General features: G+C 61.8%; 19 protein-coding genes. 8 read left to right on the top strand and 11 right to left on the bottom strand.

The features are described from left to right. Positions 1–28: 28 nt before the first annotated feature. The 5 genes from HU727_RS05285 to HU727_RS05265 form a co-directional block, all read right to left on the bottom strand. Positions 29–505: a helix-turn-helix domain-containing protein gene (locus HU727_RS05285; RefSeq protein ID WP_186528815.1), complete on the bottom strand. Its 477-nt coding sequence runs from the start codon at positions 503–505 to the stop codon at positions 29–31. 88 nt (positions 506–593) lie between these two features. Further along, positions 594–1,706: an alkene reductase gene (locus HU727_RS05280; RefSeq protein WP_186528813.1), complete on the bottom strand. Its 1,113-nt coding sequence runs from the start codon at positions 1,704–1,706 to the stop codon at positions 594–596. 170 nt (positions 1,707–1,876) lie between these two features. Further along, positions 1,877–4,111: a xanthine dehydrogenase family protein molybdopterin-binding subunit gene (locus tag HU727_RS05275; protein WP_186528811.1), complete on the bottom strand. Its 2,235-nt coding sequence runs from the start codon at positions 4,109–4,111 to the stop codon at positions 1,877–1,879. Continuing rightward, a complete protein-coding gene (locus HU727_RS05270) occupies positions 4,108–4,581 on the bottom strand; it encodes a (2Fe-2S)-binding protein (RefSeq protein WP_186528809.1) in 474 nt (157 codons plus the stop codon). Before HU727_RS05270 ends, HU727_RS05275 begins: the two co-directional genes overlap by 4 nt. Then, positions 4,578–5,858, bottom strand: a complete 1,281-nt coding sequence (locus tag HU727_RS05265) for a c-type cytochrome (protein ID WP_186528807.1) — start codon at positions 5,856–5,858, stop codon at positions 4,578–4,580. Before HU727_RS05265 ends, HU727_RS05270 begins: the two co-directional genes overlap by 4 nt. Positions 5,859–6,144: 286 nt before the next feature. On the opposite strand from HU727_RS05265, the gene HU727_RS05260 reads away from it, so the two are divergent. The 3 genes from HU727_RS05260 to HU727_RS05250 all read left to right on the top strand — a co-directional run bounded on the left by HU727_RS05260 (position 6,145) and on the right by HU727_RS05250 (position 10,007). After that, positions 6,145–7,344 carry an MFS transporter gene (locus HU727_RS05260; protein WP_186528805.1) on the top strand — a complete coding sequence of 400 codons (1,200 nt, stop codon included), beginning with the start codon at positions 6,145–6,147 and terminating at the stop codon, positions 7,342–7,344. 94 nt (positions 7,345–7,438) lie between these two features. After that, positions 7,439–8,362, top strand: coding sequence for a LysR family transcriptional regulator (locus HU727_RS05255; protein WP_186528803.1), 924 nt, complete (start codon positions 7,439–7,441; stop codon positions 8,360–8,362). A 142-nt stretch (positions 8,363–8,504) separates the two neighbouring features. Beyond that, positions 8,505–10,007: a sensor domain-containing diguanylate cyclase gene (locus tag HU727_RS05250; RefSeq protein ID WP_186528801.1), complete on the top strand. Its 1,503-nt coding sequence runs from the start codon at positions 8,505–8,507 to the stop codon at positions 10,005–10,007. A gap of 4 nt (positions 10,008–10,011) precedes the next feature. On the opposite strand, the gene HU727_RS05245 is transcribed toward HU727_RS05250, so the two are convergent. The 3 genes from HU727_RS05245 to HU727_RS05235 form a co-directional block, all read right to left on the bottom strand. Next, entirely contained in the window at positions 10,012–11,550 is a 1,539-nt protein-coding gene (locus HU727_RS05245; RefSeq protein WP_186528799.1) for a cryptochrome/photolyase family protein, read from the bottom strand. A 195-nt stretch (positions 11,551–11,745) separates the two neighbouring features. Then, positions 11,746–12,867 carry an alkene reductase gene (locus tag HU727_RS05240; RefSeq protein ID WP_186528797.1) on the bottom strand — a complete coding sequence of 374 codons (1,122 nt, stop codon included), beginning with the start codon at positions 12,865–12,867 and terminating at the stop codon, positions 11,746–11,748. A gap of 104 nt (positions 12,868–12,971) precedes the next feature. Beyond that, positions 12,972–13,649 carry a type 1 glutamine amidotransferase domain-containing protein gene (locus HU727_RS05235; RefSeq protein WP_186528795.1) on the bottom strand — a complete coding sequence of 226 codons (678 nt, stop codon included), beginning with the start codon at positions 13,647–13,649 and terminating at the stop codon, positions 12,972–12,974. 213 nt (positions 13,650–13,862) lie between these two features. On the opposite strand from HU727_RS05235, the gene curR reads away from it, so the two are divergent. The 3 genes from curR (at position 13,863) to gabP (ending at position 18,534) form a co-directional block, all read left to right on the top strand. Beyond that, positions 13,863–14,447 (top strand): TetR family transcriptional repressor CurR, encoded by a 585-nt coding sequence (gene curR, locus HU727_RS05230; RefSeq protein WP_186528793.1) that lies wholly within the window; start codon positions 13,863–13,865, stop codon positions 14,445–14,447. 320 nt (positions 14,448–14,767) lie between these two features. Next, a complete protein-coding gene (locus tag HU727_RS05225; RefSeq protein ID WP_186528786.1) occupies positions 14,768–16,891 on the top strand; it encodes a TonB-dependent siderophore receptor in 2,124 nt (707 codons plus the stop codon). A 236-nt stretch (positions 16,892–17,127) separates the two neighbouring features. Continuing rightward, a complete protein-coding gene (gene gabP / locus HU727_RS05220) occupies positions 17,128–18,534 on the top strand; it encodes a GABA permease (protein ID WP_186528784.1) in 1,407 nt (468 codons plus the stop codon). Positions 18,535–18,542: 8 nt separating this feature from the next. Here the strand turns inward: gabP and HU727_RS05215 are convergent, their stop codons facing one another. Together HU727_RS05215 and HU727_RS05210 are read right to left on the bottom strand one after the other, a co-directional pair. After that, complete coding sequence (locus tag HU727_RS05215) at positions 18,543–18,758, bottom strand: hypothetical protein (protein ID WP_186528771.1); 216 nt, start codon at positions 18,756–18,758, stop codon at positions 18,543–18,545. An 18-nt stretch (positions 18,759–18,776) separates the two neighbouring features. Continuing rightward, on the bottom strand, positions 18,777–20,828 hold the full coding sequence (locus HU727_RS05210) for a 2Fe-2S iron-sulfur cluster-binding protein (RefSeq protein WP_186528769.1): 2,052 nt from the start codon (positions 20,826–20,828) through the stop codon (positions 18,777–18,779). 282 nt (positions 20,829–21,110) lie between these two features. Between HU727_RS05210 and HU727_RS05205 the strand changes: the two genes are divergently transcribed. Continuing rightward, on the top strand, positions 21,111–21,740 hold the full coding sequence (locus HU727_RS05205) for a glutathione S-transferase family protein (protein ID WP_186528760.1): 630 nt from the start codon (positions 21,111–21,113) through the stop codon (positions 21,738–21,740). A 154-nt stretch (positions 21,741–21,894) separates the two neighbouring features. Continuing rightward, the gene (locus HU727_RS05200; RefSeq protein WP_186528758.1) at positions 21,895–22,815 is read left to right on the top strand and encodes a LysR family transcriptional regulator; all 921 of its coding nucleotides are present in this window, start codon (positions 21,895–21,897) and stop codon (positions 22,813–22,815) included. 27 nt (positions 22,816–22,842) lie between these two features. Here HU727_RS05200 and HU727_RS05195 read toward each other — a convergent pair whose 3' ends face one another. Next, positions 22,843–23,619 carry an alpha/beta fold hydrolase gene (locus HU727_RS05195; RefSeq protein WP_186528756.1) on the bottom strand — a complete coding sequence of 259 codons (777 nt, stop codon included), beginning with the start codon at positions 23,617–23,619 and terminating at the stop codon, positions 22,843–22,845. Between the last annotated feature and the right edge of the window lie 209 nt (positions 23,620–23,828).

The raw sequence follows: 23,828 nt of genomic DNA, 5'->3' as shown, positions 1-23,828 counted from the left end.
GGAGTGAACAAACGCTTTGGAGATCAATTCAAGGCCGCAGTTCCGTCGAATGCTTCGCAGCTCCCGTGTTCAGCAGGCCTTCGTTCAGCGGCCAGACGCGCGTATCGATCACCGGGATCCGTGCGGCGCATACCAGCTGACGCCACGCCTTTGGGGGCATCCCCTCCAGCCGCCCGAACGTTCGGGTGAAATGCGAATGGTCGGAAAACCCGCATTCATAGACGATGTCGGTAATCGCCATCGAGGTCAGCAACAGCTCCTTGGACTTGTCGATTTTCATCTTCAGCATCCATTCCTGCGGCGAGCATCCCGTGACGATTTTGAACGCTCTGGAAAAGTGGCTGCGTGACAGGTTGCAGTGCTCGGCTATTTCACTGACGCGCAGGCTGCGGCTCACGTCGCGCAGCATGTACGCCTTGGCGCGGCGTTCCTGCCAGCTGGACAGCGCGCCCAACGGGCGCGCCAGGTGGCAGGGAGGGTCTGACTTCACCGATTGCGGGTTCATGGCGGCTCTCCTGATCGATGGGAAAAGTCTGGCCGCTGGCGACATTTAAAGTCCTTAAACAAACCTTAAAAGTTATGAAGCCCAGACCTCAGGCATGGAACGGATAATCGACGTAACCGCGTTCATCGCCACCGAAGAAGCTGCTCGGGTCCGGTGTGTTCAATTCAAGGCCTTCGTGCAGCCGGCGTGGTAGGTCCGGGTTGGCCAGAAATGGCCGGCCGAAGGCAATGATGTCGGCGCGATCGGCGATCAGCGCTTGTTCGGCGGACGCCGCGTCATAACCGCCGGCAAGGATCAGCACGCCGTTCCAGGTCTTGCGCAACCGGGCGATGATCGCGTCCCAGCGCGGATCGAACTTTTCGTCCTTGACCGTACCGACCATGGCCGGCTCCACCAGATGCAAGTACGCCAGATTCCACTGATTGAGCGCTTCGACCAGATGACCGAACGTCGCTTCGGGGGTGTCGTCGCCCATGCCCATGAAGCGGCCCATCGGTGTCAGGCGCACGCCCACGCGCTCGGCGCCGACTTCGTCAGCGACGGCGGCCACCACTTCCAGTAAGAAGCGCGCGCGATTTTCGACGCTGCCACCGTAGGCATCGTCACGCCGGTTGCTGTTGCTGTTGAGGAACTGGTCGAGCAAATAGCCGTTGCCGGCATGGATTTCCACCCCGTCCATCCCGGCGTTCAACGCGTTGCGCGCGGCCCGGCGATAGTCTTCGACGATGTTGGCGATTTCCGCCGTTTCGAGGGCGCGCGGCACCGGCACATCACCCCAGACGCCGTTGCCGTCTTTATCAACGATGAACGTTTTGCCGGGCACCGGCAGCGCGCTGGGCGCAACGGGCAAGCCTGCGTCCGGTTGGAAGCTGGGATGCGATACGCGACCGACATGCCACAACTGCATAAAGATCAGACCGTGCGCCTCATGCACCGCCGTGCTGACTTCCCGCCATGCCTGGACTTGCGCATCGGTGTAAATGCCCGGCGTCCACGCGTAGCCCTGGCCTTGTTGGGAAATCTGCGTGGCCTCGGTGATGATCAGTGCGGCACTGGCGCGCTGGCGGTAATACTCGGCGTTCATCGCGGTCGGGACGTCGCCCGGCTGGCCGGCGCGCGAGCGGGTCAACGGTGCCATCGCCACGCGGTGGGCAAGGGTGTAAGGGCCAAGTGCGATAGGTTGGAACAGGCGGCGAGTCATGGGTAGCTCCGGATTTCGATGAGTAAGGTTCAAGCGCGGCAGCCAGCACCGCACCCAGTGGAGGTAAGTTAACCGGGCGCAGCGGGGGTGATAATCCGTGACGGGCGCTACGCTGTTTTGCGCGCAACGCAACGGCGCCCGCGCTCATTGGCAATGAACGCGGGCGACGCTCAGGCGGGTTGAGTGGAGCGGGTCAGCGGCAGGTTCAGCCAGCGCTGGCCGGTGGCGTTGGCGACCGCATTGCCGAGTGCGGCCGCCATCGGGCCCTGAACGATCTCAGCGGCACCGAGGAAGGGTTCGCCCGGTTGGTCGAGCAAGTGCACATCGACCTTTTTCGGCAGCTGGGTGAAGCGCAGAATCGGATAGCCGCTCCAGTCGTAGCTGCGAATGCCCCCGGCGTCGTAGGCAACTTTTTCAAACAGCGTCCAGCTCGCCGACTGCACGATACCGCCCTCGACCTGATTGCGCAGGCCATCGGGGCTGACGATCTGGCCGACGTCCACCGCCGTCACCACATGATCGACACGGATTTCACCGGTCTGCGGATGCACCCGCAGCTTCACCGCGATCGCGCAGTAACCCATGATGTTTTTGTAGCGGGCAAAGGCGAAACCGATGCCGGCACCGGGCTCGCTGCTCTTGTGCGGCCAGCCTATCGAGTCACGCACACGCTCGACGACAGCGCGGGCACGTGGATCGCTGAGATGGGCGAGGCGCAACGCCACCGGATCGATCCCGGCCTTGATCGCCAGCTCATCGATACTCGCCTCGATAGCGAAGATATTGATGTGCGCGCCCAGCGAGCGCATGGCCGAGGTGCGGAAAGGCATTTGCGTGACGAAGTTCATGTTGATCCGCGTTGAGCCCAGGTCGTAAAGCGGCACTGCATTGCGATCGCCGTCACCTTCGGGCTGGGCGATGGGCACCGAGGGCGCCGAAGCGAAGGGCCGCGCCAGTAAACGCGCCGGCAGCAGGCGTCCGGCATTGACGATGCGTTCGTTGTGCGGCGTCGTCCACAACTCATAGGTCCAGTCCTGCAAACGGCCCTGGCTGAGGCCGGCGTCGACCTCGGTGACCATCGCCGAACTGTAAGGCTCCCAGAGGTTTTCCTGCTCGCGCATCCATTGCACGCGCACCGGTGTGCCGGGCACGCGCATGGCAATCAATGCCGCATCGGCGGCGGCATCATCGGCGCCGTTATGGCCGTAACAACCCGAACCTTCGGTATGAATGCAGCGCACGCGTTCCGGCGGCAGGCGCAGCATTTCGGCAATGCCGGCGCGCAGCGGATACACGCCTTGGGTGTGCGTCCACACCGTGAGAATGCCGTCGTTGAACCAGGCCACCGCACAGGACGGGCCGATTGAGCCGTGCATCAGGTATTGCTTGGTGACCCGCGCCTTGAAACGCGTGTCAGCCGCGCCGCTGGAATTTCCCGTGTTGCTGATCGGATAGCGCCTGGAGGGCAGGCGCTTGAGCAAATCGTGAATCTGGGCGGCTTCAGGAATCGCTTCGCCACCGCTCCATTTCGCGCTTTCAATGCCACTGCGCATGGCCTTGATCGCTTGCCATTCATCACGGGCGAGCACGGCCAGATAGTTGCCGTCGCGGATCACCTTGACCACGCCGTTCAGCGCTTCAACCGACGCCGCATCGAATGCTTGCAACGTGCAGCCCGGGCGCGGCGGGCGGATCACCCGCGCATGCAGCATGCCCGGCAGACGCATGTCCTGAACGAAAGCTGCGCCGCCACTGACTTTGGCCGGGATGTCCAGACGCGGCAGGTTGTGCCCGATCAGTTTGAAGTCGGCCGCCGCCATCGCCGGTGATTGCGCCTCGGCGTATTGGTGCACATCGACATGCTTGACCGCGTCGGCATACGTCAGTCGTTGTCCGGCCGGGCCTTCGATCACCCCGTCGCGGGTGCTCAGCAATGAGGAATCAATCTGCCAACTGCGTGCGGCGGCATCGACGAGCATTTCGCGCACCTGCGCGGCAGCGTTGTACAGCGCGGTGCCGCTGTCGAAAATGCTGTGACTGCCGGCGGTATAGCCCTCGTTGGGCGTCAGCGCGGTGTCGGCGGTCAGCAAGTTGATCGCGCTGGCCGGCACCTGCAATCGCTCGGCGGCAATTTGCAGCAACGCGGTTTTCACCCCGGTGCCCAATTCGACTTTGCCCGTGTAGACGGTAATGCCGTCGGCGCCGATGCGGATCCAGGCGTCGAGAAAAGGGTTGGTGCGCAGGCTGCCGGGCAGGTCCGGCGCCAGCACCACCGTGCCGAGCGTGTCGACTTCGGTGTCGGCCAACGCACGCCGAGCGACTGGCATCAGGGTGAACGCCATCAGCAACGCGCCACCGCGCAGAAAGGCACGGCGGCTGGGGTTCAAGCCATTCGATTCGCTCATGTCAGGCTCCCGTTGTGCCCGGCCACCTGTTTGATCGCCTCGATAATGCGCAAGTGCGTTCCGCAGCGGCACAGATTGCCGGCCATGTGCTCGCGGATGGTTTGCTCATCCGGGTGGGGATTTTGTTCAAGCAGCGATTGGGCGCGCATCAGCATGCCGGCGATGCAGTAGCCGCATTGCGCCGCTTGCTTCTCGATGAATGCCGCCTGCAACGGGCCGGGCTTTTCGGCGCTGCCCAGGCTTTCCACGGTGCGAATCTTTTTGCCTTCCAGGCCGGCGCAGGGCGTCAGGCAGGCGAACACCGGTTGATCATCGACGATCACCGTGCAGGCGCCGCACTGGCCCAGACCGCAACCGTACTTGGCGCCGTTGAGGTTCAGGTGATTGCGCAGCGCATACAGCAGCGGCATGTCCGGCTCCAGCGCCAGCGGTTGGGCGGCTCCGTTGACGTTGAGGGTGATCTGGCTCATTTCGTCTCCTGACGTAACGCTTCAATAGTGGAAGAGAGGTCGGCCCAGGGCTGATCGGGTCTGGCTTGCTGACGCAGATACGCGGCGAGTGCACCGAGCTGGTCGCTGTCGAGGCTGGCGGCGAACGGTGGCATCACCGGGCCGGGCGATCCGGGTATGGCCGGCACGCCTTCGAGCACGGTCTTGAGGAAGTTGCGCGAACTGGAGGCTTGCAGCGCCGAGGTGTTTTGCAAGCCTGGGCGCCCGTCAATTTCGCGCATGGGCGCGGCCGGCCCGTGACATCCGGCGCAGGCGCTGGTGAATAACAGGGCGCCCGTTGAGTGGTCTGCCGGTGGACCCGGCTGCGTGGTCGGGGTTGTTTCGGTCACCGAGTGCGGGCTTTGCAGGCTCAGCAGGTATTCGGCAATCGCCTCGGCTTCACTGGCCGGCAAACGCGCCAGGCTCAGGCTGACCGGGCGCATCGGGCCAGCGGGCGTGCCGTGGCCATCGACGACGTCGGCGCGCAGATAGCCGACCAGTTGCTCACGGCTCCACGGGTTGGCGCGTTGGCCCATGCCGATCAGCGCCAGCGCGTTCCAGCCATCGACGCTGCCACCCTGCAGATATTCCGAGGATTTTTCCGCACCGATCAGGTTCAGCGGCGAGTGGCAGCCAGCGCAGTGGCCGGGGCCGTCGACCAGATAACGTCCGCGATTCCACGCCTCGCTGCGTTCGGCCACCGGTTTCAGCGGTTCGCCATGCAGGAACAGAAGGTTCCAGAACGACACCAGCGGACGAATATTCATTGGGAAATTCATCTGGTTCTGCAGGGCCGGCGCGTGCACGGCGGGGCCGCTCATCAGGTAGGCATAAGCGTCTGCGATGTCCCCTTCGCTCATGCGCCGGTAGTGCACGTACGGAAACGCCGGATAGAGAAAGTGACCATCGCGGGCGATGCCTTGGCGCATCGCCCGTTTGAAGGCGGGCAGCGACCACTGGCCAATACCGGTCTGCTTATCCGGGGTGATGTTGGTGCTGAACAGGGTGCCGAATGGCGTCACCAGCGGCAGCCCGCCGGCCAGGTATTCGCCGCCGGGGCGAGTGTGGCAAACCGCGCAATCACCGGCCTCGACCACCCGCGCGCCGCGTTGCAACTGCGCGGTATCGAAGGTCGTGGGGCGTTCGATGGGGTCAATCGCCGGGCGCCACATCAGTAAAAAAGCGCCAAACAGGCCGATCACCGCGAGCACGGCCACGCTGATCCACAGCGTTCTGGATTTGAGGAAGTGGCTGGTCATGGTCGGCGGGAAAACGCGGCAGGCAATGGCAGGACGGATGGGGTACGGGTCATGGAAACGCTCCTTGTAGCAGCCGGGGAAGGGCGCCGATGCGGACGTCTGCGCCAGGGGCCAAAGCGTAGAGAAGAGCCCGGCGCCAGAGAATCACCGGTCCGCGCAACAGCGCGTTGCGCCATAAGCAACGTTGCGCTCGGCGCATCACTGCGTTGCCGGCTGCACGGATTCTCGCCACCGTCGGGTGGCCGTAGCCTTGGCACAACTTTCCCGAACTCAACGAGGTGTCACCATGCTTACGGGCAATCCCGCCGTTGCGGCCCAGGCAGAACAGCCTGCTTCACTCTCCGGCCTGATGGTCGCGTTTCTCGCCTTCTGCTGCGGCGCGGTCGTGGCCAATCTGTATTACGCACAGCCCATCGTCGAACTGATCGCACCGCAAATCGGCCTGTCCAGCGCCAATGCCAGCCTGATCGTGTCGCTGACGCAGTTCGGTTACGCGCTGGGCTTGCTATTGCTGGTGCCGCTGGCCGACCTGATGGAAAACCGCCGCCTGGTGGTGGGTTTCACCCTGGCGGCGAGCGCTACGCTGCTGTGCGCCGGGCTGACCCATTCGCCGTCGCTGTTTCTGCTGTTGTCCCTGCTGATCGGCCTGACCTCGGTGGCCGTACAGATCCTGGTACCGCTGGCCGCGCACCTGGCGCCGGAAGCCAGCCGTGGCCGTGTCGTCGGCAACATCATGAGCGGCTTGCTGCTGGGCATTCTGCTGTCACGTCCGCTGTCGAGCCTGCTGGTTGAAGTGTTCGGCTGGCGCGGGGTGTTTTACAGCGCGGCGGCGCTGATGGCGGTCATTGCTCTGATTACTGCGGTCGCACTGCCGCGCCGGGTGCCGACGCACAAAGCCACCTATCCCGCGCTGATCGGTTCGGTGTTCGCCCTGGCCCGACGTTATCCGGTGTTGCGCCAGCGTTCGCTGTATCAAGGTCTGCTGTTTGCCAGTTTCAGCCTGTTCTGGACCCTCGCACCGATTGAGCTGATGCGTCATCACGGCTTCACTCAGGCGCACGTGGCGATCTTTGCGCTGGTCGGTGCGGTGGGTGCGATCGCGGCGCCGATTGCCGGGCGTCTGGCCGATGCCGGGCATGGGCGTCGCGGTACGCTGGTCGCATTGCTGCTGGCGCCGGTCTCACTGTTGATCGCCGGGCTGCCGGGCAGCGGTTATGTCTGGCTGGTGGTGTGCGCGGTGCTGCTGGATTTTGCCGTGCAACTGAACATGGTCCTCGGCCAGCGCGAGGTTTACGCCCTTGACCCGCACAGCCGCGCACGCCTCAATGCGGTGTACATGACCAGCATTTTCGTCGGCGGTGCCCTGGGTTCGCTGGTCGCCAGTCCGCTTTACGAGCACTTCGGCTGGAACCTGTCCGCTGTCGCCGTAGCGGTCTTGCCGGCGCTGGCTCTGGCGTTGTTCCTGAGTCGCAAGGCTGATGTCTGAAGTCTCGATGGGTCCTGGCAAGCACGACGGTACAAGACGTGTGGCGAACGCTGATGCACAATCAGCGGCGTTCCCTCACCACCGGACCCCGCTTATGGACAAGTTGCTGGCCTTGAAGATGTTCGTTGAAACCGTGCGCTGCGGAGGCTATTCCTCGGCGGCGCGCAAACTCGGGATTTCGACATCTTCGGTGACACGGCAGGTGGCGGGGCTGGAAAACGAGTTGGGCGCCAGCCTGCTCAACCGCACCACGCGCAACACCAGCGTGACCGTCGCCGGCCAGACCTACTTCGAGAAGGCCGTGGCGATTCTCGATGCCATCGATGAAGCCGATGCGGTGGTCGCCGATCGCGGCAGCGAAGCTCAGGGCCGGCTGCGCATCAGCGTGCCGGTGGAGTTTGGCCGGCGTCTGATTGCACCGCACTTGAGTCGATTGCTTGAGCGCCATCCGGGGCTGGAGATCAGCCTGTCGCTGAGCGATCAGGTCAGTGACCTGCTCAGCGAGCAGATCGATGTCTCGGTGCGGCTGGGCTCTACGGTCGTCAGCGAAGACATCGTCAGCAAACGCGTCGGGCAGTTTCAGCGCTGGATAGTCGCCAGCCCCGATTACCTGGCGCGCAGCGCGGCGCTGTGTCATCCGCGTGATCTGCTCGAGCACCAATGCCTGCGTTTCGACTACGGCGGCAGCCATCATCACTGGACCTTCCTGAACGACGAGGAGCCGATTCAGCTCAACGTGCAGGGACGTCTGCAAAGCAACAACGCCGACATCCTGCGCGAGGCCGCCATCGGCGGTGGCGGGGTGGCGCTGCTGGCTGACTGGCTGGTGCGCGACGATGTCGCGGCCGGGCGCCTGATCCGGCTTCTTGAGCACTACGAGGTCAACCCCGGCAGCGCCAGCAGTTGCATCAACGCGCTGTACTTGCCCAATCACCGTGGATCGAGCCGGATCAACGTGTTCATCGATTTTCTCGTGAAAATCCTCAACCCCGCTGCACCGGCTGCGCCCGCCGTGTAGCGCTGATCAAGCGGCAGCACACTCTGTTGCTGCAGCTGCTTGAGACTGCTTGTATGCTTGCGCCCCGGAACACGTGGCCGCCGTGAGTGCCGACGTTCGAATGATGGCTGGAATGGACACCGGACTTCCTTAAGGTACTGACGTGAAGCGTGATACTCGCCTTGTAATGCTGTTGCTGCTGGTGATTGGCTGTTCCCTGACTTCGCTGACGATCTGGAAAGTCTGGTCTTCGCGTGAGCGCGCACTGGCCGAGGTCGACGTGCATGGCCTGAACCTGACACAGGCGCTCAACACCTACACCGAAGGCATCGTCCGGCAAAGCTCGCTGCTGTTGCTCGGGCTGGTCGAACGCCTGGAAACCGAAGGCGCTGGCCCGGCGCAGATCCAGCGCATCAAGACCCTGATCGATACGCAGCAGCCGCTCATGCCGCAGCTCAGCGGCATCACCCTTTATGATCAGCATGGGCACTGGTTGATGTCGTCCAATCGGCCGGTTCCGGCGGGTGCCAACAGCAGCGATCGCGCCTATTTCATTCATCACCGTGACGATCCGAGCCGCGAGCCTTTCATCGGCCCGACGATCCAGAGCCGTTCCAATCTCGAATGGGTGGTGACCATCAGCCGTCGCTTTAACGATGCCCAGGGCCGGTTCGCCGGGGTCGTTGCGGTGACACTTGGGGTGGAAAACTTTCTGCGGGTGTTCGGCAAACTCGACGTCGGCCAGGACGGCGCGATTGGCCTGTCGTACACCGATGGCTCGCTGCTGGTGCGCTATCCGTTCCGGGAGCAGGACATGGGTCGCAACTTCTCCAAATCGCCGATCTATGCCAAATACCTGGTCGATCGCTCGGTGGGCACCGCTTCCTATACCTCCAGCCTCGACGGCGTCGAGCGCCTGTATGCCTTCCGCAAAAGCGAAACCCTGCCGTTGATCACCACCGTCGCGCTGGGCAAGGATGAAGCCCTCGCCGCATGGCGCATCGAAGCGGCGCTTTCGGCGGTGGTGGTGGTCGGGCTGTTGGGGCTGACCGGGTTGATTGGCTGGTTCCTGATTTTGGATATTCGCCGGCGCACCGAGGCCGAAGAAGCCTTGCGCGATGCCCAGCAGCAATTGCTCGCCTCTAATCGACAGCTGGAATTGTTGGCGATGAAAGATGCGCTGACCGGGCTGGCCAACCGCCGCTGTTTCGATGAAACGCTGGGCGTGGAAGCGCGGCGGGCGCAACGTGACGGTTCGTCGCTGGCCTTGCTGATGATTGATATCGACCACTTCAAACTGTTCAACGATGCCTTGGGTCACGTCGCCGGCGACGCGTGTTTGCAAGCGGTCAGCAAGGTGCTTGAAAGCTGTGTGCGGCGCCCCTCGGATCTGGTCGCGCGCTACGGTGGCGAGGAAATGGCCGTGATCATGCCGGCCACCGACAGTGACGGCGCGACGGTGGTGGCGCAACTGATGCTTGAACGGTTGGAACAGGCGAACATCGCCCACCCGCGCAGTCCGTTCGGGCGGGTGACCGTCAGTATCGGCATGGCGGAGGCGACGGGTTCACGGCTCGATTCGGTGCCGTTGTTGATCGAGGCGGCCGATCAGGCGCTGTACCGCGCCAAAGCGGCGGGGCGCAATGGCCTGGCCGGGCATGCCTGAGGTATCAGAACGCCTCGCCGTTATCCAGTTTCGCCAGCAGCATTTGGCCGCGCTGCCATAGCGCATCCTGTTTGGCGAGCGGCATGCGGTCGAGGTTTTTGTACATCATGCCCATGCGTTGATTGCCGCGCAGAATGTCACCATGGCGCATCAGGAAATGCCAGTACAACGCATTGAACGGGCAGGCATTGTCAGTGCTGGTTTCCTTGACCTTGTAGGCGCAATCGCCGCAGTAATCCGACATCCGATTAATGTACTGACCACTGGCGCAGTAAGGCTTAGAGCCGAGATAGCCGCCGTCGGCGTGCATGACCATGCCCAAAGTGTTGGGCAGTTCGACCCAGTCGAACGCGTCCATGTAAATCGCCAGATACCATTCGCAAATTTCCTTCGGCGCGATCCCGGCGAGCAACGCAAAGTTGCCGGTGACCATCAGCCGCTGGATATGGTGGGCATAGGCATGTTGCAGGCTTTGGCCGATGGCCTGGCGCATGCAGTTCATCTGCGTCTGGCCGGTCCAGTAAAACTCCGGAAGCGGGCGCGAGTTACCGAAGACATTGCCCTCGGCGTAGTCCGGCATTTTCAACCAATAGACGCCGCGTACGTATTCACGCCAGCCGATCAATTGTCGAATAAACCCTTCGGCGGCATTCAGACCGATGCTGCCCGACCAGTACGCCGCTTCAACATCGCTGCACAGCTGACGCAAATCAAGCAGGCCGATGTTCAGCGCCGCACTGATGCGCGCGTGAAACAGAAACGGTTCGTCGCTGGCCATGGCGTCCTGATAATCGCCGAACCCGGCCAGGCCGTAGTCGAGAAAGTAGTGCCACAAGGCTTGAGCGTCTGTGTGAGTCATCGGGTAATTGAAATCATCCAGCGAACCGTAATGCGTGGCGAAGCGCTTGCTGACGAGCGTCAGCACCTGGCGGGTGATGTCGTCGTTGACGAAACGTGCCGGGTAGGGCGCCTTGGTGTGTTTGGGCAACGCCTTGCGGTTCTCGGCATCGAAGTTCCAGGCACCGCCCACCGGCGTGCCGTCGCCATTGAGCAGCAGGCGGCTCTTGCGGCGCATCTCCCGGTAGAAGAATTCCATGCGCAGTTGCTTTTTGCCGCTGGCCCACTCGGCGAACGCTTCACGAGAGCAGAGGAAACGGCTGTCTGAATGCCAATGCACGGGCAAGCCCGAATCTTTGATTGACTGCTCAAGGCGCCAGTCGCCGCATTCGGTGATGTGGATTTCGTCGGCACCAGTGAGGGTTTGCCAGCGCTGCAATTCGCCGGGGATTGAGCCGCTGTTGTCCGGGTCATCGAGGGTGACGTACTGGACGCGGTAGCCTTTACCGCGCAACGCCTCGGCAAAGTGGCGCATGGCGCTGAAGATCAGGGCGATCTTTTGCGGATGATGGGCGACGTGGGTCGCTTCCTCCATGACCTCGACCATCAGCAGCAGGTCTTGCTGGGGATCGAGTGGCTGCAGGGAGGCCAGGTCGAAAGACAGCTGGTCACCGAGGATCAGGAGCACGCGGTGGGCAGAGGGCATGGAGCGAAGTCCGGTTAGAGATTCGGACTCTAATAGTTATACAGATTGTTTGTTATGTATAGGTTTTAGCGGCCACTGACATCCTATTGTGGGAGCGAGCCTGCTCGCGAAAGCGTACTGTCAGCAAATACAAATGCTGACTGACACACCGCCTTCGCGAGCAGGCTCGCTCCCACAGGGATTTGTGTTGTGTGCTTATGCAGGGTAGGTCGGGTAATCGATATAACCCTCGGCACCGCCGCCATACACCGTCGCCGGGTTGAGCGGGTTCAACGGCCAGCCATTGGCGATACGCGCCGGCAGGTCCGGGTTGGCCATGAACGGTCGGCCAAATGCAACGAGATCCGCCAGGCCTGACTCGAGCAGTTGAGCACCCGTTTCGGCGGTGTGGCGACCGGCGTAGATGATCGCGCCGCTGAAGGTGTCGCGCACGGCCTGACGAAATGTCAGCGGCATTGCTGGCGCATCGTCCCAGTCGGCTTCGGCGATGGAGAGGTAAGCGATGCCCACGTCTTCCAGGATTTTGACCGCTTCGATGTAGGTGGTGTGCGGATCTTCCTCGACCATGCCCAGGTACGTGCGCGCTTCATCGGTTGTGGTGAACAGCGGCGCGAAACGTACGCCGACCTTGTCCTTGCCGATGCATTCAGCAACGCCAGCGACCACTTCACGCAGGAAGCGCAGGCGATTATGCAGCGTGCCGCCGTATTGATCAGTGCGCAGGTTGCTGTGGGCCGAGATGAATTGATTGACCAGATAACCATTGGCGCAGTGCAGTTCGATGCCGTCGAAACCAGCGTCCATCGCGTTGCGCGCCGCCTGGATATACAGTTGAACCAGCTCCTGCACTTCATCCGTGCTCAGGGCGCGCGGCGCGGACGGCGGCACCAGTTCACCGGCGCCAGGCGCGGTTTCAATGAACACGCTGACCCGGTCAGTGGCCACAGCGGAGGCCGACACGGGCGCACCGCCATTGGGTTGCAGCGCAGTGTGGGAAACACGGCCGACATGCCAGAGTTGCGCGAAAATCACACCGTCGACCGCATGGACGGCCTCGGTGACTTTACGCCAGCCGGCGATTTGTTCTGGCGTGTGAATGCCAGGCGTCCAGGCATAACCCTGGCCACGAGGCTCGATCTGGGTGCCTTCGGTCACGAGCAAACCGGCGCCGGCGCGCTGCTGGTAATACTCGGCCATGAGCTCGTTGGCGACGTTGCCCGGTTGAGTGCTGCGCTGGCGGGTGAGGGGTGGCAGCACGATACGGTTTTTCAGGGTGTGTCCGCCCAGTTTGACGGGCGTGAAGAAAGCATTGTTCATGGAGTACCTTGTTTCGGTTTTAATTAGACCAGTCGACTAGCGCCTGGGCAAAAAAACAACGCCGGGCTTTACGCGCACGGCGTTGGTCGGGATAGAACGAGGATTCAGCCCAGCAGCTTCAGCAGCTTTTCGGCAACAGCGGCGGAGCTGGCCGGGTTCTGACCGGTGACCAGTTGCCCGTCGGCCACTACATGCACCTGCCAGTCCGCGACTTTCGAGTATTGCCCGCCGAGGCGTTGGAACTCGTCTTCGATCAGGAACGGCACCACGTCAGTCAGGCCGACAGCAGCTTCTTCGGCATTGGTGAAACCGGTGACGTTACGTCCTTTGACGATGGGCTGGCCGTCGGCCCGCACAACATGACGCAACACACCAGGTGCGTGGCAGACGAAACCGTGAGGTTTGTTGGCGCGGTCGAACGCTTCGATCAGCGCAATGGAAGCCTTGTCTTCGGCCAGATCCCAGAGTGGGCCGTGGCCGCCTGGGTAGAACACTGCATCGAAATCCTCAGCGCGGACATCGGCCAGACGACCTGTGGTGGCAAGCGCTTGTTGAGCAGCCGGATCAGCGCGGAAGCGATCGGTCTCGGCCGTTTGCGCGCCGGGCTCATCGCTTTTCGGATCGAGCGGTGGCTGGCCGCCGGCCGGAGAAACCAGCGTGACGTCAGCGCCGGCGTCCTTGAAGGCATAGTAGGGCGCGGCGAATTCTTCCAGCCAGAAGCCGGTTTTCTTGCCGGTGTTGCCGAGTTGATCGTGGGAAGTCAGAACCATCAAGATTTTCATAGAGCACCCTGGGTTGGTCAGGCATCGGCAGCAGGCGAGGAATTCGCTCGGCGTCGACACCGCATGAATTTGGTGTGTCGGGGCGCAGCATAGTTTCCAATTAGACCAGTCGTCTAGTAATTTTTTCAGGACAGGCTTTCAATCGGCAGATATGGCAAACTCCCGTTCCTGGAAAACTATACGACTGGTCTATTGCCTGGAATTTTGCGCCCCATGAAACCGACCTACGACGACACGCGCCAACACTTGCTCGACACCGGCCACCGGATGATGGCCGAGAAGGGCTTCACCAGTGTCGGCCTCAACGAAATCCTGCAAACCGCCGGCGTGCCCAAAGGCTCGTTCTATCACTACTTCAAATCCAAGGAGCTGTACGGTCAGGCGCTGCTTGAGGATTACTTTGTCGACTACCTCGCCGACATGGAACGTCGCCTGACGCTGCCCGGGTTGACCGCGTTTGAGCGGTTGATGGATTACTGGCAGGGCTGGCAGAACCGCTGCACCCTGGAAGGCCACGGTGACGAATGCCTGGTGGTGAAACTCAGCGCCGAAGTCGCGGACCTCTCCGAATCGATGCGCCTGACCTTGCGCGACGGCGCCGAGCGAATCGTCGCGCGCATCACCGAATGCATCGAACAGGGCCAGGCCGACAAAAGCCTCCCCCAGGGCGATGCGCGGCATCTGGCGGAAACGCTGTATCAGCTCTGGCTGGGGGCGAGCCTGCTGAATAAATTGCAGCGCACCGGGCAGTCGCTGGACACTTCGATGGCCATGACCCGGCAATTGCTGCGGGTCTGAATCTGTCACGGGCCAGTCACCCAGGATCGAGGGTGAAGCGACCGGCCTCTTCGCGAGCAGGCTCGCTCCCACACGGTCTTGTGGCGACCATCAATGTTGATTTCAGTCCCGAATCCTTGTGGGAGCTGGCAAGCCAGCTCCCACAAGGTCAAGTGCCTTTGATACCGCGCGTTCAGTCTGAGCGATCTGCTGCTTTTTCACCCTGACCAACATGACAAATAAGAATACGTTTCAATTACGAATGCGTCGGTATACCATGCGCCGCGTTTTAACTGGCGGTTTTGCCCTTCGTTCTGGCCTATTCGTAAAGGTTTCACCTCATGCGTCGAACTCTGCTTTCCATTTGTGTGCTGCAGGCGTTGTCTTCTTCCTCCTTGGCTGAGCCAGCCGAACCGTCCTCAACGCTTGAGCTGGAGGCCACCGATGTGGTCGGCACCGCTGACTACGAAAGGGCAGACGGTCCGGTGCAAGGCTATCGTGCGACCCGCTCGGCCAGTGCCACGCGCACCGACACTTCGATCCATGAAACCGCGCAATCGATCAGTGTGGTGCCCAAAGACGCAGTCGAAGATATCGGCGCGACGCGTTTGCAGGACGCGCTGGATTACGCCGGCGGCGTCGGCCGCGCGAACAATTTCGGCGGGCAGGGCCTGACCAGTTTTACCGTTCGGGGCTTCACCACCGGTGAGTTCTACCGCAACGGTTTTCCGATCAACCGTGGCTACCCGAACATGCCCGATGCCAACACCATCGAGCGTCTGGAAGTGCTGCGCGGCCCGGCGACCATGCTGTATGGCCGTGGCGATCCCGGCGGCACCTTCAACGTGGTGTCCAAACAGCCGCTGCCCGAGCGCACCGTAACGCTGGGCAGTCAGTTGAATGACCAAGGCATGAAGCGCGGCACCCTGGACGCTTCCGGTCCGCTCGACGAAGAAGGCCGCCTGGCCTATCGCTTGAACGTGGTGGGCGAGGGCGGTGATACCTTCCGCGATCACGTCGAAACGGAACGCTACGGCATCACCCCCGTGTTGACCTGGCAGGCCGCCGACGCGACGAAACTGATTTTCGAAGGCGACTTCATGCGCAACAATGCGCCGCTCGATCGCGGTGTGACGCGCTATCCGGCGCAGATCGGCACCGCCTCGCGCGATACGTTCTTCGGCGAAAAAGACGTCGGCAAACTGCACAACGACAACAACATGGCGCAGTTGCGTTTCGAGCACATGCTCAATGACGACTGGACACTGGGCGGAGGCTTCCAGTGGCTCGACGGCTCGCTCAAGGGTGACGCGATCGAAGCCAACGGCATTGCCGCCGACGGCCGTACGCTGGGGCGCAATTTCAACTACCGCAAGCTGGAATGGACTGACAAGGACACCCAGCTCAACCTCACCGGCCATTTCAACACCGGCGGCTTGCAGCACACCTTGCTCACCGGCATCGAGTACGAAGACTATGACTACAAGTCCATCATCCAGCGCTCCAGCGGCGCGGTCGGCGCCTATCCGATCGACATCTTCAATCCTGTCTACGGCCAGCCGCGTCCGGCGCTGACGCGCACGCCGACCCACGATAAAGAAAACCTCAAGACTTATGCCGCCTTCGTGCAGGATCAGGTCGCGGTGACTGACAAGCTCAAGGTTCTGGCCGGAGCGCGCTTCGAACGCTTCGAGCATGACTACGAAACCTTCGTGCCGGGCGGCAAGAGCTGGCAGGCCAGCGACAACGCCGTCACCCCGCGTATCGGTGTGACATACGATCTGACCGAGACCCTGGCGGTCTACGCCAACACCGCCCGCTCGTTCAAGCCCAACACCGGCGCCAGTCGCGAAGGCGGCGGTTTCGCCCCGGAAAAAGGCAAATCCTATGAGATGGGGCTCAAGTGGGAAGCGCTGGATCAGCAGTTGAGCGTGGACGCGGCGATCTACCAGATCGAAAAACGCAACGTGCTGACCACCGACCCAGTGGACTCGACATTCAGCGTCGCGGCCGGCGAAGTGCGCAGTCGGGGTTTCGACGTCAACGTCACCGGCAATCTCACCCCCGAGTGGCGCGTCATCGGCGGTTATGCCTACGTCGACGCCGAGGTCACCAAGGACAACACGCTGCGTTCCGGCACACGCCTGCTGAACATTCCGAAGAACAGCTTCAGCCTGCTCAACATGTACGAGTTTCAGGACGGCACGCTCAAAGGTCTCGGCCTCGGCACTGGCCTCAAATACGTCGATGAACGCGCCGGGCAGACCGCCAACACCGCGTTTTCGTTGGGCAGTTACACCGTGGTCGACCTGCTGAGCTTTTATAAGCTCAACGACAAGGTACGGCTCAATCTTGACGTGAAAAATCTTTTCGATCGCGACTACGAAGAAGGTGCGTTCGGCAACGTTTACGCCTATCCGGGCGCGCCGAGAACGGTGCAGGTGGGGATCTCCTACACGCTGTAACTCATCGCATCGGTCGTTGCCGACCCGTGATGGCCCGAGTGTGGCATGTCGAGATCAGGCATCGGCATGCCGCACTCAGGCTAGTTGCACGGCGGTCGGGCCACGTAAGGTGAAGCATCATTTCGTCGGCAAAGCGTCTGCGTCGCTGCTTTCGCCTGATCCCGACACAAGGAAATGATGATCGCCTGACGCTCAGTCAGTGGCCCAAACGACGATCATGAGAACAATAAGAACCCATGAACAGCCTGAACCCCAAGGACTCCAACGGTCAGTTGGCGCAAGGTTTCAAACCGCGTCACGTCACCATGCTCTCCATTGCCGGCATCATCGGCGCAGGACTTTTCGTTGGCTCAGGCCACGCCATCGCCGCCGCCGGCCCAGCGGTGTTACTCGCTTATCTGTTTTCCGGTCTGCTGGTGGTGCTGGTCATGCGCATGCTTGGCGAAATGGCCGTCGCGCATCCCGACACCGGCTCGTTTTCCACCTACGCCGATCAAGCCATCGGCCGCTGGGCCGGGTTCACTATCGGCTGGCTCTATTGGTGGTTCTGGGTGCTGGTGATTCCGATCGAAGCGCTGGCCGCCGGGCACGTGCTCAATCAATGGTTTCCCCAGATCGATGCCTGGTTGTTCGCCTTGCTGTCGATTGTCCTTCTGGTGATTACCAACCTGTTCAGCGTGGCGAAATACGGTGAGTTCGAGTTCTGGTTCGCGATGGCCAAGGTCATTGCGATCATCGGCTTCATTGGCTTGGGCTTCGCGGTGTTGATGGGCTGGATTCCAGAGCGTGAAGCCAGCGGCTTGAGCACACTGATGGCGGAGCACGGCGGTTTTGCGCCCAACGGCTTGTCAGCGGTGGTGGGCGCCTTCATCACAATCATGTTCAGTTTCATCGGCACGGAAGCGGTGACGATCGCCGCAGCGGAATCGAACAACCCGGCGCAGAACATCGCCAAGGCCACCCGTTCGGTGATCTGGCGTATCGGCATCTTCTATCTGCTGTCGATCTTCGTGGTGATTTCCGTGGTGCCGTGGAATGACCCGCAACTCGCGTCGGTTGGCTCTTACCAGCGCGCACTGGAACTGATGAACATCCCCAACGCCAAATTTCTCGTAGACGTGGTCGTGTTGATCGCGGTGGCCAGTTGCATGAACTCGTCGATCTACATTTCTTCACGCATGCTGTACTCACTGGGCCGACGAGGCGACGCGCCGCCCGCACTGAAGGTGACTTCGACCGCCGGTGTGCCACGCGCCGCCGTCATCGCCAGCACGGTGATCGGCGCCGGCGTGACGTTGCTCAGCTACTTCATGCCGGCCGGACTGTTTCAATTCCTGCTCGCCAGTTCCGGTGCAATCGCTTTGCTGGTTTACCTTGTGATCGCGATTTCGCAGTTGCGCACGCGCCGCCGCCTGGAAAGGGAGCAAGTCGAACTGACCTTGCGCATGTGGCTTTTCCCGTGGCTCACCTGGCTGGTCATCGCGTTTATCTGCGCGGCCCTGGCGGTAATGATGATCACCCCTGACCATCGACTTGAAGTGACCTCGACGATTGGCCTTGCGTTGATCATTTCATTCGTCGGGTTGATCACCAGCCGCCAGCATGGGCCGGCGGGGAGGGTGGCGGCGGTAAGCAAGGCCTGACACGGCGATCAGGAAAACAAAGCCTTGAGCCCACGGGAGAACCAGCCTTGAGGGCTCAAGGGGCGATCGTCACGTTGGCTGAATGATCCCGTCATCGCACAGGTTTCACCAGCGAGCGAGCCCATCAGTTGTGGCAGTAAAAAGCTGCGTTCGCATTCGCTGGCCGACAGCGCGGGTGTGTCCTGCGGCCAAACGACGGCGTGGGTTTCAACAGACGGGTTCATCGCGCACCTCCTCTTGATTCAAATGTCGAGCACCAGGGTGTCGCTGCCCTGCGCCGGGGCGGCGCAGCAGATCAGCACTTCATCGTCCGCCAGGCGCATGGCCGGCGGGCTGAGGTAATGCACCTGGCCGCTGCTCAGGCGGGTTTTGCAGGTGCCGCACGAACCTCCGCGACAGCTGAACTCCGGGTTCAGACCGCGTGCCTCGGCCAGTTCCAGTAACGTGCCGCTGCCCGGTTCCCAACGCGCCTCCTTGCCGGACGTGGCGAACAGCACCTTGACCGGCTCCTCGGCTACCGGCACTTGCGGCGGCGCCGGGGTACTGATTTCCACATCGCGAATCAGCGTCGACGGGCCGAAGGTTTCAGCGTGAATGCGGTCATCGGGGATACGCATTTTGCGCAGGCCGTCGTACAGCGCCTGAGTGAAACTCCCCGGACCGCACAGGTAGAAATCGTAGTCATCCAGCGGTAGCAGATTTTTCAGCAAGGCGATGTCGATGCGCCCGGCGTGGTCGTAACCCTGCGGCGTAGCCGACAGCGGTGGCTGGCTGACCACCCGTAGCACACGAACCTTGTCGCCCGCGCGCGCGGCCAAGGCGTCTATTTCGGCCCGAAAGGCCAGGTCTTCAACGGTGCGACTGCTTTGCACCACCCAGGTCGGGCGCATGCGGTTGATGCGTTTTCCTTGATAGACAACCTCGCGCAACATCGACAGCAGCGGCGTCACGCCGACACCTGCGGCCAGCAGCACCAGCGGTCGCCGCTCGGTGGCGTCCACGGTGAAGTCGCCTTGCGGCGCGCGGGCTTCGATCAGGTCCAGCGCCTGAACGCGATCATGCAGATGCGAAGACACCGTGCCGTCGCGCTTGACGCTGATGCGCAGAAATTCATCCGAAGGTGCGCTGGAAACGCTGTAGGTGCGGATCGACGCAGCGGCCTGTCCGTCGAGCAAGACCTTGATCGGCAAGTGCTGGCCCGGTTCGAAGCGTGGCAGGCCGAAGCCGTCGTTGGCTTGCAGGTAAAACGAACGGATGTGCGGACTTTCATCAACAACCCGCGCCACATGCAGCGCACGCCATTGATTGCGTAACGCTTCGGCCTGCAGCCGTTCGCGGGTCTGATCCCAACTGCCGGTCATTTCTGAGTTGGGCGAATCGCCGTCAGGTTGCTCGGCCCAACGCAACGGCAGCGCGGCCTGACGGTAAACAATGCGCTGCGGCTTGAACCGCCACAGGCGCTCGGCGCCCTGGAATGCGGTGATCTGCGGATCGTCCAGCAGCACTTCAGCGGTGCCGGTCATCTGCAACAGGTCGCCGCTTTCAAAGTCGATGAAGGTCAGCCCTGCGCGCGGGTTGAGCAGGATGTTGCCCAGGGTGTTGAAAAACAGATTGCCGGAAAAGTCGGGAATGGTCAGGGTGCCGTAGTCGTCCATGTGCACAAAGCCGGACTTGCCGCCGCGATGGGACACATCCACTTGCCGCTGGCCGTCGCGCACCACGTAAGTGGCGACGTAAAACGAGTCGGCGCCAGTGATCATGTCGCGGACCAAAGGTTCGCTGACAGGCAAGTCGAGCGCGGTGTCAGTGGTCTCATCGACGAAGGCGTAATGGCGCAGATTGATGTAGCGCGGGCAGTTGCCGTAAGCCTGAGTGACGTCGATTTCCAGGCTGTCGTTATCGCGGCGGCTGATGTTGCCGTTCATGCGATTACGCCGACGGGTGTGCAGTTCGATGCCGAGCATGCCGATGGCATCGCCTAACTGTAGGCCCTGATTTGCCGGGTCGTTGAGCTGCGCGTCGAGTTTGATCCTGAGGATCTGTGGCGATGGCGAATCCATGAAACCCGGTTGGCCGGTGCGCAGCGTGGCCCACGGATCACCCTGGGCGTCCACCGCGCCGAGCACGACGAACGGCAGTTGCGCATAAAACTCGCGGTGCTGGTCTGGCATCCAGTCGCGGGCCAGTTGTCGCTGGCCCACGCCGACCATCATCTCCACCGCGCCGACGGCACGTTGCAGGGTGAGCTCACCTTCATGCCAGGGCGAGGGCTGCGGTTTCGATGCTGTGTCCATTTCGGTTCTCCTCGTTTGCTACGAGCCGGGGTGCCGCCACCGTCGGGCTCAAGTGGGCTCATGTTCGCCCTCGGCCTGATCGGAGGGAATGGCCAGAAACTGCAATCCACTGTTTCAGGCCATGAAATGATCCCGGCGCGAGGTTAAAGAGGCGCCTGATTATTTCGCTGGCTGAAATGCTCGATTGTGTTTGCTGAGGATTCCGCGATTTGCGGTGCGAGAGCAGGATGAACGCCATCGACACGATCAGCGGGTCGATCCTTAACAATTCAGGAGCACGTCATGTCTCAGTCAGCCGTCAAACTGTATCGCCATCCGTTGTCCGGCCACTCGCATCGCGTCGAGTTGATGTTGTCCCTGCTGCAGGTTCCGACCGAACTGGTGTTTGTTGACCTCATGAAAGGCGCGCACAAAACGCCTGAATTCCTCGCCCTCAACCGTTTCGGCCAAGTGCCGGTGATTGACGACAACGGCACGGTGCTCGCTGATTCCAACGGCATTCTGGTTTACCTCGCCGGCAAATACGGCAACGGCCAATGGCTGCCGAGCGACCCGGTCGAGCAGGCCCGTGTGCAACGCTGGCTGTCGGTCGCTGCCGGCCAGATCAGCTCCGGCCCCGCCACGGCGCGCTTGATCACGGTGTTCGGTGCCGGCTACGACGCCGCCGACGCAATCAAACGTTCGCACGCGCTGTTGCAAGTGATGGAAGACGAGTTGGCGAGCAGCACATTTCTCGCCGGCGACAAGCCTACCGTTGCCGATGTGGCCGCCTACACTTATGTCGCGCACGCGCCGGAAGGCAATGTCTCGCTGGATGAATATCCGAATGTACAGGCGTGGTTGGGGCGAGTTGAAGCATTGCCCAACTTCGTTGGCATGCAACGGACAGCGGTTGGCCTGCAGACCGCTTGAAACACATGCATGCAGATCCCCCTGTGGGAGCGAGCCTGCTCGCGAACGCGGTGTGTCAGTCAACGGTAATGTTGGCTGACAGGACGCTTTCGCGGGCAAGCCCGCTCCCACAGGGTTCAGTAGTTTTTTCAGAACCTTCGACAGGTTTCCAGCTATGGATCGTTTTCAGGAAATGCGCATGTTCCTGGCCGTGGCCGAGGAGGGAGGCTTCGCGGCGGCGGCCCGTCGCTTGAACACCTCGCCACCCAGTGTCACTCGGGCGATCGCCACGCTGGAGCAGCGTATCGGCACGCGGCTGCTGTCACGCACCACGCGCAGCGTGCACCTCACTGAAGCCGGGCACCGCTATCTGGAAGATTGTCGGCGAATACTGTGCGATGTCGATGAGGCGGAGGAAGCCGCCGCCGGCAGTTATCGGGTTCCGTGCGGGCATTTGAGCGTCACCGCGTCGGTGCTGTTTGGTGAGCAGTTCATTGCGCCATTGCTGGCCGAGTATGTCGATGCGTTTGCCTCGGTGCATCTCAAGGCATTGCTGGTGGACCGGGTGGTGAATATGGCTGAGGAGGGCATCGACGTCGCGATACGCATCGGCCATCTGCACGAGAACAATCAGCATGCGATCAAGGTCGGCGAGGTCCGCCAGGTCATCTGCGGCACACCTGACTACTTCGCCCGCTATGGCCGGCCGCAACATCCGGCCGACCTGAGCCGCGCCAATATCGTCATGTCGTCCGCCAGTCATTTGCTCAGTGACTGGCAATTTGCACATGCCGACGGGCCGTTGAGCTTTCGTTTCGAACCACGCCTCGTAGTGACCGCCAACCAGGCGGCGATCAACATCGCCAGTTCAGGTTGGGGCATCACCCGCGTGCTGTCTTATCAGATCGCCCGCCAGGTGGCTGCCGGCGAACTGGAACTGGTGCTCCAGGCGTTTGAACCGCCGGCGCTGCCCGTTCAGGTGGTTTATCTCAAGCATCCACGCGTGCCGGCCAAAGTGCGCACGTTTGTGGACTTTCTCAGCGAACGGCTTCAGCAAAACGCAGCCCTGAAAGCCGTGAACAGGGTTCACGGCTAACATCAGCGACGTTTGATCAGCGACAGATCACTTCGCCTCAGCAGCGGTTTCGATCAGGCTGGCCACCGCCTTCGGGTTGGACACCATCACCACGTGCGACGCGCCTTTGACCACCACGGTCTTCTTCGCGTGGGCACGCTCGGCCATGAACGCCAGGGCTTGCGCCGGGATGTTCTTGTCCTGGTCACCGTAGACGAAGTACGACGGCACGGTTTTCCAGGCAGGTTCGGTCGCGGCTTCGTTGAGGGCAGCGACAGTCACAGGGCGCTGGGTCGCGGCCATCAACCTGGCGTCAGCGAGGGGAACGTCGGCGGCGAACTGCTCGTGGAATTTGTCCTGCTGGATGTACAAGTCCTTGCCGCCGTCAGCCAGTTCAACCGGGGCTGCCAAGGTCGGGCCGAGGGTGCTGCCCGGGAAACGCCCGGACAGTTCAGCGGCCGTTTCACCTGCTTGCGGCGCAAACGCCGCGACGTATACCAGTGCCTTTACGTTGGCATTGCCATAAGCGGCTGCGCTGATCACCGGGCCGCCGTATGAGTGACCGACCAGCACCACTGGTGTTTTCACACTGGCCAACACATCCGCCACCGATTGCGCGTCACCTTTGACCGAACGCAGCGGGTTGGCCGCGGCGATCACCGGGTAGCCATCCTTTTCCAGAATCTTGACCACGCCGTTCCAACTGCTCGAATCAGCGAAAGCACCGTGCACCAGCACCACGGTGGGTTTGACCGGGGCGGCGAACGCGGCGGTGGCGCTGAACATGGCGGCAGTTAGGGCCAGCGTGGCGAATACTTTGTTCATGGTGATGTCCTGTCGATTAGTTGGGGAGGGAATGGAAGCGACAGTGGTATTTAGCGCGCTAAATGTGTCAGTTGTGTGTTCGTACCGCTGAACTTCGTACGCCAATGTATCGGCGCCCGCAAAAGCTACACGCTGATACAAAAACCGCGTTGTCGTTCAGATTGCTCGGCGGATTTTGCCGGGGGCGTCGCCGTAGATGTCCGTCATGA

This window comes from Pseudomonas khorasanensis (assembly GCF_014268505.2).
In the GTDB taxonomy this organism is placed as follows: domain Bacteria; phylum Pseudomonadota; class Gammaproteobacteria; order Pseudomonadales; family Pseudomonadaceae; genus Aquipseudomonas; species Aquipseudomonas khorasanensis.
This window is presented reverse-complemented; position numbering and strand designations above follow the sequence as displayed.

Bases quoted from the DNA above. Each gene is read 5' to 3' on its own strand.
- HU727_RS05285 (WP_186528815.1), bottom strand. From the start codon at position 505: ATGAACCCGCAATCGGTGAAGTCAGACCCTCCCTGCCACCTGGCGCGC.
- HU727_RS05280 (WP_186528813.1), bottom strand. From the start codon at position 1,706: ATGACTCGCCGCCTGTTCCAACCTATCGCACTTGGCCCTTACACCCTT.
- HU727_RS05275 (WP_186528811.1), bottom strand. From the start codon at position 4,111: ATGAGCGAATCGAATGGCTTGAACCCCAGCCGCCGTGCCTTTCTGCGC.
- HU727_RS05270 (WP_186528809.1), bottom strand. From the start codon at position 4,581: ATGAGCCAGATCACCCTCAACGTCAACGGAGCCGCCCAACCGCTGGCG.
- HU727_RS05265 (WP_186528807.1), bottom strand. From the start codon at position 5,858: ATGACCAGCCACTTCCTCAAATCCAGAACGCTGTGGATCAGCGTGGCC.
- HU727_RS05260 (WP_186528805.1), top strand. From the start codon at position 6,145: ATGCTTACGGGCAATCCCGCCGTTGCGGCCCAGGCAGAACAGCCTGCT.
- HU727_RS05255 (WP_186528803.1), top strand. From the start codon at position 7,439: ATGGACAAGTTGCTGGCCTTGAAGATGTTCGTTGAAACCGTGCGCTGC.
- HU727_RS05245 (WP_186528799.1), bottom strand. From the start codon at position 11,550: ATGCCCTCTGCCCACCGCGTGCTCCTGATCCTCGGTGACCAGCTGTCT.
- HU727_RS05240 (WP_186528797.1), bottom strand. From the start codon at position 12,867: ATGAACAATGCTTTCTTCACGCCCGTCAAACTGGGCGGACACACCCTG.
- HU727_RS05235 (WP_186528795.1), bottom strand. From the start codon at position 13,649: ATGAAAATCTTGATGGTTCTGACTTCCCACGATCAACTCGGCAACACC.
- curR (WP_186528793.1), top strand. From the start codon at position 13,863: ATGAAACCGACCTACGACGACACGCGCCAACACTTGCTCGACACCGGC.
- HU727_RS05225 (WP_186528786.1), top strand. From the start codon at position 14,768: ATGCGTCGAACTCTGCTTTCCATTTGTGTGCTGCAGGCGTTGTCTTCT.
- gabP (WP_186528784.1), top strand. From the start codon at position 17,128: ATGAACAGCCTGAACCCCAAGGACTCCAACGGTCAGTTGGCGCAAGGT.
- HU727_RS05215 (WP_186528771.1), bottom strand. From the start codon at position 18,758: ATGAACCCGTCTGTTGAAACCCACGCCGTCGTTTGGCCGCAGGACACA.
- HU727_RS05210 (WP_186528769.1), bottom strand. From the start codon at position 20,828: ATGGACACAGCATCGAAACCGCAGCCCTCGCCCTGGCATGAAGGTGAG.
- HU727_RS05205 (WP_186528760.1), top strand. From the start codon at position 21,111: ATGTCTCAGTCAGCCGTCAAACTGTATCGCCATCCGTTGTCCGGCCAC.
- HU727_RS05200 (WP_186528758.1), top strand. From the start codon at position 21,895: ATGGATCGTTTTCAGGAAATGCGCATGTTCCTGGCCGTGGCCGAGGAG.
- HU727_RS05195 (WP_186528756.1), bottom strand. From the start codon at position 23,619: ATGAACAAAGTATTCGCCACGCTGGCCCTAACTGCCGCCATGTTCAGC.